We start from the raw sequence: 11,149 nt of genomic DNA, 5'->3' as shown, positions 1-11,149 counted from the left end.
GCTTCCGGAACTTTGAAAACTTCAAAACTAGAATCCTCATTGCTTTGAACATCAAAAAGGAGAGAACCAAGTTGGTCCTCTCCAGGTTATAACTTTTCATCAACCCACTACAGTTGACAAAGAGCCGCATTAAAAGGAAAATGATATATTTTGCCCCTCGTCACAAAAAAAGACCTATCACACAAGCTAGAAAGCTTGATATGATAGGCTTTTTAATATTAGATTAACGTACAGTGCGGATACGCATTGTGTTAGTACGAACTGCTTCACCAAGTGGCACACCTGCAACGATAACGATATCGTCACCAGATTGTACAAGACCTGCTTCAACTGCTTTACGTTCAGCAATTTCGAACATGTCATCAGTTGATGATGGAGTTTCTGTCAACATTGGGATAACTCCCCAGTTCAACATCAATCCACGTTCTGTCAATTCGTCAAATGTCAATGCCAAGATATCAGCATTTGGACGATATTTAGAGATCAAACGTGCTGTGTGACCAGTCTTAGTAAGAGTTACAACCAATTTAATGTCCATTGAGTTTGTAGCATCTTTAACTGCTGAAGCCATAACTTCTGTCTTAGAGTTACGTTCAAATGAATCTGAGTTCAAACGTCCGTATTCGTTAAGAAGAGTTTGAGCGTTCTTATCGATAGTTGCCATTGTACGAACAGACTCAAGTGGGTATTTACCATTCGCTGACTCACCTGAAAGCATTGTTGCGTCAGTTCCGTCAATAACAGCGTTAAATACGTCTGATACTTCTGAACGAGTTGCACGTGGTTTTTCAGTCATTGTTTCAAGCATGTTTGTTGCAGTGATAACAACTTTACCAGCAGCGTTCACTTTAGTGATGATCATTTTTTGGTAAACTGGAACCATTTCAAATGGTACTTCGATACCCATGTCACCACGAGCGATCATGATACCATCAGCAGCTTCAATGATTTCGTCCAAGTTATCGATACCTTGTTGGTTTTCGATTTTAGCGAACAATTGAACGTGACCGTTACCAGTTTCTTCACAGATTGCACGAACTTCGTTCACGTCTTTTGCAGTACGTACGAATGAGATCGCGATAAAGTTGATACCTTGTTCAAGACCGAAGCGGATATCAGCGTTATCACGTTCAGCAAGAGCTGGGAAAGGAATTTTAGTGTTAGGGATGTTTACACCTTTTTGTTTAGCGATAACACCGTCGTTTTCAACTTCAACGACAAATTCACGAGTTGCATCGTCTTTTTCTACAACACGAAGACCAAGTTTACCATCGTCAACCAATACTTGGCGACCAACTTCAACGTCATCATAGATGTCAAGAGCGCCAGCAACGTTCAAAGCAATCACTTCACGAGTTGATTTGATACCTTGTTTAGTTGCAACACGGATTTTTTCACCAGTTTTGTATGAGTACTCTTTAGCTTCACCTTCGAACAATTCAGTACGGATTTCTGGTCCTTTAGTATCAAGAAGGAAACCAACTTTTTTACCTGCAAGTTTTTCTGCAAGTTTAACAGTTGCCATACGGTCACCTTGTTCTTGGTGGTCACCGTGTGAGAAGTTGAAACGGAAAGTGTTAGCTCCTGCTTCAATCAATTGAGCAATGTTTTTAGCTGAAGCTTCAACGTCAAGTTTTTCACCCCAGTATCCGTCTTCACCGAATTTTTTACCACCACGGATTTCTACCGCAGGACCCAAAGTTGCAACGATTTTTACACGTTTGTTCATGATTTTTGTGACTCCTTTATATAATTTGACCTTTTATGGTCATTTTACCAGTTTAGTTAAAGTTGATTATGACAAGCTCTTGTTCAAAGCAGAAAGTTCAAGGTCAGCTTTATGAGGATTGTTAACAACAATCTTACCATCAGCTGTTAGGCTAAACAAAGCTCCTTCTTCTGCAGTTCCAAGAATTGGATTTTCAACCATTTTCTCGTTACGGATACCAACAGCGACACCACCGATTCCTTGTTTAAGGAGTTTAACAGCGTGTGCACCCATGCGTGACGCCAATACACGGTCACGAGCAGTTGGAGATCCACCACGTTGGATATGACCAAGTTCAGTTACACGAAGGTCGCTTGTATCTCCAGCTTCTTTTAGCTTTTGACCAAATTCAGCCGCTGACATAACACCTTCTGCCAAAACGATAATGTTGTGTTTCTTACCGTGTTCATATCCAGCTTTGATACTTGCTACGATGTCTTCCATCTTGAAGCCTTCTTCAGGGATGATAATTTCATCAGCACCAGTGGCAATACCAGCCCAAAGAGCGATATCTCCAGCATTACGTCCCATAACTTCAACTACGAAAGTACGACGGTGACTTGATGAGGTATCACGAATCTTATCGATGGCATCCATTGCAGTTGTAACTGCAGTATCAAATCCGATTGTGAAATCAGTACCTACGATATCGTTATCGATTGTTCCTGGAAGTCCGATAGCAGGGAATCCATGCTCAGTCAAGCGCATAGCTCCGTGATAAGAACCGTCACCACCGATAACCACGACACCTTCGATACCGTGTTTTTTCAACTGCTCAATCCCTTTAAGTTGACCTTCGAGTTTTGCAAACTCAGGATAACGAGCAGAGTGAAGGAAAGTACCACCACGTGAAATGATGTCTCCCACTGAAGCAGCATCAAGTGGATAAATTTCGCCGGCAACCATACCTGCGTATCCATCATAGATACCAAAAACTTCCATTCCTTCTGAGATTGCTTGACGAACTACTGCACGGATGGCAGCATTCATACCAGGGGCGTCTCCACCACTAGTCAAAACAGCAATACGTTTCATTTGGTTTTGCTCCTTTTTCTTTTAACATTCTAACTGATTATACCATAATTAAAGTTAAAATTCTTTTATTTTCATTGATTTTTAACGATAAATCGTTTTCATAGTTATTTGACTCAAAGATTCCTGTAAACTAACATCTTTTGCAACAAAATAACCCGGCAATAGAACATTTTTTTGTTCATTTTCGTAGCGTATAATGACTGGAATTTGTCCCTTGTATTGTTCTAAAATATGATAAATTTCAGAATCATGTTCATGATCAGCAGCCTGAATCCAAAATCGTTCACTCACTGCTTCTTTTAGATTATTTAATACTAACTGAAGGCGACCGTCTCTTGCCTGCACTTTTCCATTAAGGTAGTAAAATCTTCCTTCATGTAGGAGATTTTTAAATTGGCGGTACTGATCAGAAAAAACAGTAACTTCCAAATTTGATTTGCTATCACTAACTTTCAAAAAGGCCATGTTTTCACCTTTTTTAGTTCTGATTACTCGGATAGACTGTATCTCAACGAGTACTGTAGCTGTCTGTCCTTCAGATAGTTCAGACAAACTCACAATTGGATAGAGGGGATTCTTTGCTAAAATCAGTAAGGGATGCGGACTGATACCGACTCCAAGCCACTCCTGTTCCTTACGAAACTTTTCGACTTGTGTAAAATCCTCACTCTCAAGCCAATTGTAGTTATTATCTGCAAATAAACTACCCAATTCTTCCACAAAAATAAATAAAGTAGGTAAGTTGGATAAGATTTTTTGACGATTTTTTTCAAAACTATCGAATAAACCAATCTCGACTAGGGGAGTTAAGAGACTCAACTTCTGATAATTTTTAGGCAAGCGAGTGACAAAATCTTCGACACTACTAAAAGGACGATTCTCTATAATCCAATAGGCAAAATCTCGAGGCATCCCCTTGATACTCTTAAGTCCCAAGTAAATAGTCTTGTCTGTCAATTTATCCTGATATGGGATTGTATTGATAGAGAGTGGTGTCAGCTCAAAGTCCATTTCAAGGGCATCGAGAATATAATCTCCACTGGCATAGTTGAGCATGACTTGATAAAAGATTTCTGGGTAATGTGTTTTAAAGTAAGCAAGCTGGAAGGCTAAAGCCGCATAAGCATAAGCATGCGATCGGTTGAAACCATAACCAGCAAATTTTTCCATGACAGCAAAAACCTGCTGAGCCTGTTCTTTTCCATGACCTTTTTCGAGTGCTCCTTGGATGAAACTTTCCTCCATTCGGTGCATCTCAGCTGCGTTCTTTTTCCCCATGGCACGACGTAAAATGTCGGCCTTCCCAAGGCTAAAACCAGCATATCGCTGAGCTACTTGCATCACCTGTTCTTGGTAAAGCATAATGCCATAGGTTGGTGCCAGAATATCTTCCAAAACTGGGTCCAGAACTGTTACCTTTTCTTTACCATGTTTTCGAGCCACAAAGTTATCAATATAGTCGCTCGCACCTGGTCTGTTGAGGGAAGTCGTTGCCACTACTTCTTCAAAGCTTTCTGGTTTCACGCGCTTTAATAAGCGGATAGCACCAGGTTGTTCAAACTGAAAGATCCCCTTAGTCTTCCCAGCTGCAAAGAGGGCTAAAGTTTCCCTATCCTCAAGGTCAATATTCTCAATCCTTAACTGAATTCCTTGAGTTTCAAATAAGAGATCCTGCATTTTTTGAGCGAAAGTTAGGTTTCTTAAGCCCAAGAAATCCATCTTGAGCAAGCCATTTCCTTCAACTCCATGAGCATCATACTGGGTAATGAGCATATCCTCACCATACTTAAGAGGAATATAATCCGTTAGATTTTTATCACTAATCACGACACCAGCAGCGTGGATAGAGGTCTGTCGAGGATAGCCTTCTATCTTTTTGGCAATTTCAAAAGCCTTTTGGTACTCAATCTTACTTTGAATCAGTTGTCTAAATCCTAGATTGCCTTCATAGGCGGTTGTCAAGGTATCTTTGAAACCAATTTTCTTGGTTATGGATGTCAACTCGTACTCGGGAACACCATACCGTTTAAAAACATCTCGGATAGCCTGTTTGGCACCAAAAGTCGAGTAGGTGACTATCTGAGCAGCGTGAATACTACCATAACGGTCACGAACATAGCGGATAAATTCAGGACGATAGATATCAGGAATATCAATATCGATATCAGGCATGGTATAGCGTTCACGATTTAAAAAGCGCTCAAAGATAAGGTTTTTAGCTACAGGATCAATACCAGTAATATTTAAGGCATAGGCCACTAGACTTCCAACTGCAGACCCACGTCCCATTCCCATATAATATCCCTGAGAACGACCAAAACGTAAGAGATCCCAGACAACCAAGAAATAGTCATCGAATCCCATGTCATGAATCACAGATAGTTCTTCTTCCAAACGAGCCTGATAAACTGAATCGAGTAAGCCTTTCTGTTCCAAGCCCTTAATAGCTCTTTCTCGCAACTCTTCAACAGCAGGACGCTCTGGATTGAAACGTGGAAGCTTGAGACTACTATCAATCTCATAAGTAGTTGCTCCAATCAGTTCAGATAGATTTTCTAAAGCTTGCGGAAACTTTTCTTGAAATACTTGCTCTAAACGGTCAGCAGGTAAAAACAAGCCTTGTTGCGCTTGAACATCCACCTCTCGCAAGGTCACATTTTCCTTAATCGCCTTGAGCATTTGAAGCGTTTCTAAATCCTCAGGTTCGAAAGAATTAACACGATAAAGAGGGAGAATTGGTCGAGAAAAATTCGACTGAACTGTATCTGGATAAACTCCGATATAATAGTCATGCCCTAAGTCCAAGGAATCAATTGAAGAATAATAGGGAACAATAACACAAACATCTTCTAGATAGGGAGAAAAATCAGTCCATTCCTTTTTACCTGTCATTTTTAGAGTCGAAAGCTTCATGAGATTTCGATAGCCATGATTTGACAAGGCTAAAAATCGAAGGTTGACGAGTTCCTCCTTATGATGAACGGTCACCTCAAGACCTAATAAAGGCTGAATCTCCTGTTTTTGGCACTCTTTGATAAAATAATAAGCCCCATAGAGATTGTCAATATCCATGATTCCAAGTGCTGAGTAGCCGTATGCTTTTCCTTGGTCAACATATTTCTGAATAGAAATCATACTCTCCATGAAACTATAAACCGTTTTTGTATCAAGTTGCGCAATCACTCGCTATCACCTCCCTTTTTCTCCTTATATTATACCATTTTAAAAAATAGAAAAACAATTTCTTTCTCCCCTTGTAGAAAAAAGAACCACAGTTGAATTAACCGTGATTCCCATTCATTATCCTACCTCTAGGATAGGATTTGTAGCTGTCAAGTGACTGATCTTGCCACTAACACCAAAATATTTACCAATTTTAGTATGTAATTCTAGCATTGCTTCCCGAGCTCGTGATGCCTGCTCTTCATTGATAGCTTCAATGACTAAAACAGCATCTTTGGTTTCTTCTGTTAACATGGTTCTTTGGGCTTCACGCCAGTTTAAACACCGACAAACCGCACCTTGTTCATCAAAATAAATCATTTCATCAGCTAAGGCAGGAGCATCACTTTCAGCCCCTAGTGGAAAGAAGGATTCATTCCCTTGAGCTCTCCCAAGACATAAGTCACCAACAATCTTAGCTAAATCCTCTCCCCCACAAGGAACAGCGAAAGAAAGTGAAACACTATTATAGATATCTACCAAAGGATTTATTGGATTAAATTCTCTTCCTTGACTCACACGCTTTAATAAGGCTTCAATAGAAGAACGAGCACCTTTTTTGGTTTTGAATTTTGTGAATGCCTGACGCCATTCTTGAATCACTTCATTCTGAGTGAAATTTTCATCTGGTATAAAAGTCCGGGCTTTTTTTGTTCCTTCATCTAGTAAAGCTTTAAAATATGGATCCTCATTCTCATCAATAGTATTGTTGAGACCTTTTACCACCAATACACTGATTTGAGCATCTGGAAATAGTTGCCAAAAATCATCTTTTACATGAACTTTCATGACCTTGCCTCCATTCTTTTTCTTTCATTCTACCACAAATTCTAAAAAACGAGTAGCATACAAGCTACTCGATAGGAACTATAATGAATTTTCACGAATCACTTCTACCTTGTATCCATCTGGATCTTTGATAAAGTAATAGTTTGGTTGAGTCCCTGGAAGTCCATTAGGTGCTGTCACTTCATAGCCTTTTTCGCTATGTTCTTTGTGAAGAGCTTCAAGATCAGGTGTGCTTAGGGCAATGTGAGCAAAACCGTCACCGACAACATATGGTCCGTGATCATAGTTGTAAGTCAACTCCAACTCATAATCATCACCATCAAGTCCAAGATAAACAATCGTGAAAGCATAATCTGGAAAGTCTCTACGACGTAATTCCTTAAAACCAAAAGCATCCTGATAAAAAGCGATTGATTTTTCAAGATTTTCTACTCGCAAGCAAGTATGTAGCATTTTTGAAGCCATTTTTTTCTCCTTTGTTAAAAAAGACTGGGACAAAGTTGTACCAGTCTTATGAATAATTATTTACCAAGTTTTGCTTTAGCTGCATCTGCAAGAGCTGTGAAAGCTGCTGCATCGTTAACAGCCAAGTCAGCAAGCATTTTACGGTTAACTTCGATCTCAGCCAATTTCAAACCATGCATCAATTGTGAGTATGAAAGTCCGTTCAAACGAGCTGCCGCATTGATACGTGTGATCCACAATTTACGGAAGTCACGTTTCTTTTGACGACGGTCACGGTATGCATAGTAGTAAGAGTTCATTACTTGTTCTTTTGCAGTACGGAACAAGATGTGTTTAGCTCCATAGTAACCTTTTGCTAATTTAAGAATACGTTTACGACGTTTGCGTGATACAACGCCACCTTTAACACGTGCCATGTTTTATTTCCTCCAAATATTTCCTAGAATTGTTTACTTACAAATACGCGATTATTTCAAGCGAGTAAGCATTGCTTTGATACGTTTGAAATCTCCTGAATGCACCATAGATGCTTTACGAAGATGACGACGTTGTTTTTTAGTTTTTCCGTGGAAACGGTGAGATGTGTAAGCACGGAAACGCTTAAGTCCACCAGAACCTGTACGTTTGAAACGTTTAGCTGATGCGCGGTGTGTTTTTTGTTTTGGCATGATTTTTTCTCCTTTATTTAACTTTATGACAATTATTTTTTGTCAGTTGCTGGCGCCAATTGCATAAACATTTGGCGTCCATCCATTTTAGCACGTTGTTCAATGATAGCAATATCTTGAGTTGCTTCAGCGAACTCGGCTAAAACTTTTGCACCAATCTCTTTATGGGTGATCATACGCCCCTTAAAGCGAATGGATACCTTCACTTTGTTTCCTTTTTCAAGGAACTTGCGAGCATTGCGAAGTTTAGTTTCGAAATCACCCTTGTCGATAACTGGGCTCAAGCGAACTTCTTTCACGGTCACAACGCTTTGTTTTTTGCGCTGCTCTTTTTGTTTCTTCTGGTACTCAAATTTGAACTTACCGTAGTCCATAATTTTTGCAACAGGAGGTTTAGCTTGAGGTTGAATGAGAACCAAGTCCACATTAGCTTCGTCCGCAAGTGCCTGCGCTTCGCTTAGTGGTTTGATACCCAATTGCTCACCTTCAAGACCGATTAAGCGAACTTCGCGTACACGAATTTCATCATTGATGAATAAGTCTTGCTTTGCTATGGTTTTCACCTCTTTTTTTAATTTAGAGAAAAACAAGAGCGGACTTGCTAACGCAAACCCGCACTACATGATTGTATTCCATTTCTGAAATTTGATCCGTAGGGGCCAGACAACGTTAGTCGCAAGGCGAGAAGTTCTCACTTCTGCTTTTCTCAACTTTTATATGATATCAAGTTTTCCCCTACTTGTCAAGATTAAAACTATCTTTTTTTAATTTTTTCTATTTTTCCGACTTGCAATCTATTGATTACGAGAATAGTAAATCTCATGTGGCTTCAAACGAGCATTCAGTAGCTCTGATACAGTCACGAAACTATAGCCTTGTTCCTGTAAATACTCAATTACTTTTGGAAGCGAATTTACTGACGGCTGATGGATATCGTGCATTAAAATGATAGATCCATTGCTTGCCTGGCGCTGAATTTCTGTCAAAATTGCTGCTTCATTTTTACTCTTCCAATCCAAACTATCCACATCCCACATGATAAAGCTTAAATCAAGACTATTGCGAATATCATCTGAGATTGCACCGTATGGTGGTCGCATCAATTTAGAGCTTTTCCCAAGTACTTTTGTAATAGCATCTTCTGTATCCGTAATTTGTTTCTTAGCATCTTCCAATGACAGTTTTGTTAAAACCGGGTGATTCCAACTATGGTTTCCAACTTCATGACCTTCAGACTGCATACGTTTAAGAATCGACTCATTGCCGGCAATATTTTTTCCTTGAACAAAGAAGGTTGCTTTAATCTTATACTTGGCTAGAATATCTAAAGCTTGTGGAGTTGTATTTCCATCTGGTCCATCATCAAAGGTAAGAGCGACTACTTTTTTATTTTTCTCAGCCTGAGCCTTCTTATAAAGTTCTGCATCCTTTTCAGTTAGATAGGACGATTGGATAACATCAAAGAAGTCTGAAATAGGCAAAGCTATTTCTTCTACATTATTGGTTGCTTTAACTGGATATAACACCAATTGACTATCTTTGTAAGCAAACTTCCAAGATGATAAATCGCTAGCTGAAAAATCGGCTATTACTTGATCTACAAGTGTTTGCTCGATCTTTTTATCAAGGAGTGTTGACTTGATATCCTCAAGAAACTTTTCCTTAGCTTTGCTAGCATCTGTAAAGAGCTGATCTAATGTAAACAGGGTCCCATCTTCCTTAAGATAAAGCTGATCTAATGAGGTATTTTCTAATTCCACAACAGTAGAATCACTCAGGTCATAGGCATGTTTTTTTACAAGATGGCTCTCCACACCTTTGATGGAAGAAGAATCTTTTTCAGAGTAGTAAAAAATCAAATGTTCTTTATCTTCTACTTTATCCGTAATATCTTTTACAATGATATCCTGAACAGAGGTAATGACCTTGTCCCCCGTCATAGGATAGTAGGTGATGATTTCTGCCTGCCCCTTACGAAAATGTTCTTTCTGACTTCCTTGTGAATAGGCATCATCTTTTTCTTTTTTCAGTGCTTCAATTTTTTGCTCAAAAGCTTGCTTCGTCAAGACTTTATAAGCAATACCAGCACCTAATGTTAAGATTGTGAAGAATAGAAGCCCCACAATAATCCACAAATTTCTTCTCTTCTTGTCATTTATTTTACAATTTGTTCTTTTTTTAGTCATAGTCTTATCATATCAAATCAGGCCTATAATTTCAATGATAAATAGGAAAATGTCCATTTTTTAAGAAAAGAAAGGTAAAAGAAAAAGCCTAGATTTTTCTAGGACTTTCTTTTGATTCACAAAAACATGTATATCTGTGTTTACTATTACCAACCAAGATAACCATTACCACTATCAAGACCTTCACCACCAAACCCATTAGCTTCATCCCATTCAGCAACGGCTTTGTTATGTTTTTCGAAATCACTTCGTGTAATTTCTTTATAACTATTTGATGATGGCGCCGGAGTATATGCTGGGGATGCAGGTTCTTCATATGCAGGTTCAGCATAAGTTGAAGTTGGCTCTTCATACGTTGATGTATTAGCATCAGATGTATATGATGACGTAGATGGTTCGTAGACAGGTTCACTAGTTTGCTTGTCTTCTGTAGTAGCAGTTGATGATGAAGCTGATGTACTAGTAGAAGAAGCCTTCTCAATTTCAGAAGATTGGCTAGTTTTTTCTTGAGAGCTAGTAGATGTATCCTTGCTTACATCCTTTGTTTTTTGTGATGATGCATCCTTAGTTTTCGATTCATTCACAATGGTAGCTTCTTTATTGTCAGATGCTCCTAAAAAAGAAAAAACTACAAGTATCAGAAGTATAAGAGCACCAATAAGACCATAGATCATTTTCTTGTGCTTGTTGATTATTTTTTGTAGTTTTGTATTCATAATTAACCTCATATGTTTAGTCATTAGGTTTAATATATCAAAGAATCTCGAATTCGTCAACCATGCCAAATATTTTTGAAAGGGGCGTGAATTTTTGATCTTATTGTATATCGAATATAGAATAGTACACTGTCGCTTCTAAAACATTACTAAAAATTATTTTGACCTCCCTAGACAATTTGTTCAGATTTTATTTCATTACACTGCACTTTAATATCTATGTTCTTTACTCACATAAAAACACCCCAAAAGTTTAGATTTTTCTATCTAACTTTTAGGGTGCAATTCGGATTTCTATAT

Annotated in this window: 10 protein-coding genes and 1 other annotated feature; all 10 genes read right to left on the bottom strand. The window is 38.7% G+C overall.

Features of this window, described 5'->3' with window-relative positions; translation table 11 throughout:
* Window positions 1–223: 223 nt before the first annotated feature.
* Entirely contained in the window at window positions 224–1,729 is a 1,506-nt protein-coding gene (pyk, locus tag QM877_RS07400; protein ID WP_414318030.1) for a pyruvate kinase, read from the bottom strand.
* A gap of 66 nt (window positions 1,730–1,795) precedes the next feature.
* Window positions 1,796–2,803: a 6-phosphofructokinase gene (gene pfkA / locus QM877_RS07395; RefSeq protein WP_000820873.1), complete on the bottom strand. Its 1,008-nt coding sequence runs from the start codon at window positions 2,801–2,803 to the stop codon at window positions 1,796–1,798.
* Between the two features lie 81 nt (window positions 2,804–2,884).
* A complete protein-coding gene (locus tag QM877_RS07390; protein ID WP_414318029.1) occupies window positions 2,885–5,986 on the bottom strand; it encodes a DNA polymerase III subunit alpha in 3,102 nt (1,033 codons plus the stop codon).
* A 117-nt stretch (window positions 5,987–6,103) separates the two neighbouring features.
* Complete coding sequence (locus QM877_RS07385; protein WP_414318028.1) at window positions 6,104–6,814, bottom strand: B3/4 domain-containing protein; 711 nt, start codon at window positions 6,812–6,814, stop codon at window positions 6,104–6,106.
* Between the two features lie 78 nt (window positions 6,815–6,892).
* Window positions 6,893–7,279, bottom strand: coding sequence for a VOC family protein (locus QM877_RS07380; protein WP_414318027.1), 387 nt, complete (start codon window positions 7,277–7,279; stop codon window positions 6,893–6,895).
* A 56-nt stretch (window positions 7,280–7,335) separates the two neighbouring features.
* Window positions 7,336–7,695, bottom strand: coding sequence for a 50S ribosomal protein L20 (gene rplT, locus QM877_RS07375; RefSeq protein ID WP_000124830.1), 360 nt, complete (start codon window positions 7,693–7,695; stop codon window positions 7,336–7,338).
* Window positions 7,696–7,746: 51 nt separating this feature from the next.
* On the bottom strand, window positions 7,747–7,947 hold the full coding sequence (gene rpmI / locus QM877_RS07370; RefSeq protein ID WP_001125942.1) for a 50S ribosomal protein L35: 201 nt from the start codon (window positions 7,945–7,947) through the stop codon (window positions 7,747–7,749).
* A 32-nt stretch (window positions 7,948–7,979) separates the two neighbouring features.
* A complete protein-coding gene (gene infC / locus QM877_RS07365; RefSeq protein ID WP_000848177.1) occupies window positions 7,980–8,510 on the bottom strand; it encodes a translation initiation factor IF-3 in 531 nt (176 codons plus the stop codon).
* Window positions 8,511–8,525: 15 nt separating this feature from the next.
* Window positions 8,526–8,656, bottom strand: a sequence feature (ribosomal protein L20 leader region).
* A gap of 85 nt (window positions 8,657–8,741) precedes the next feature.
* Complete coding sequence (pgdA, locus tag QM877_RS07360) at window positions 8,742–10,133, bottom strand: peptidoglycan-N-acetylglucosamine deacetylase PgdA (protein ID WP_414318026.1); 1,392 nt, start codon at window positions 10,131–10,133, stop codon at window positions 8,742–8,744.
* Window positions 10,134–10,279: 146 nt separating this feature from the next.
* Window positions 10,280–10,849, bottom strand: coding sequence for a hypothetical protein (locus QM877_RS07355; RefSeq protein WP_414318025.1), 570 nt, complete (start codon window positions 10,847–10,849; stop codon window positions 10,280–10,282).
* Window positions 10,850–11,149 lie beyond the last annotated feature (300 nt).

This window comes from Streptococcus infantis, from assembly GCF_047463655.1.
In the GTDB taxonomy this organism is placed as follows: Bacteria; Bacillota; Bacilli; order Lactobacillales; family Streptococcaceae; genus Streptococcus; species Streptococcus infantis_Z.
The sequence above is the reverse complement of the archived record's forward strand: the minus strand, read 5'-3'. Positions and strand labels throughout refer to the sequence as shown.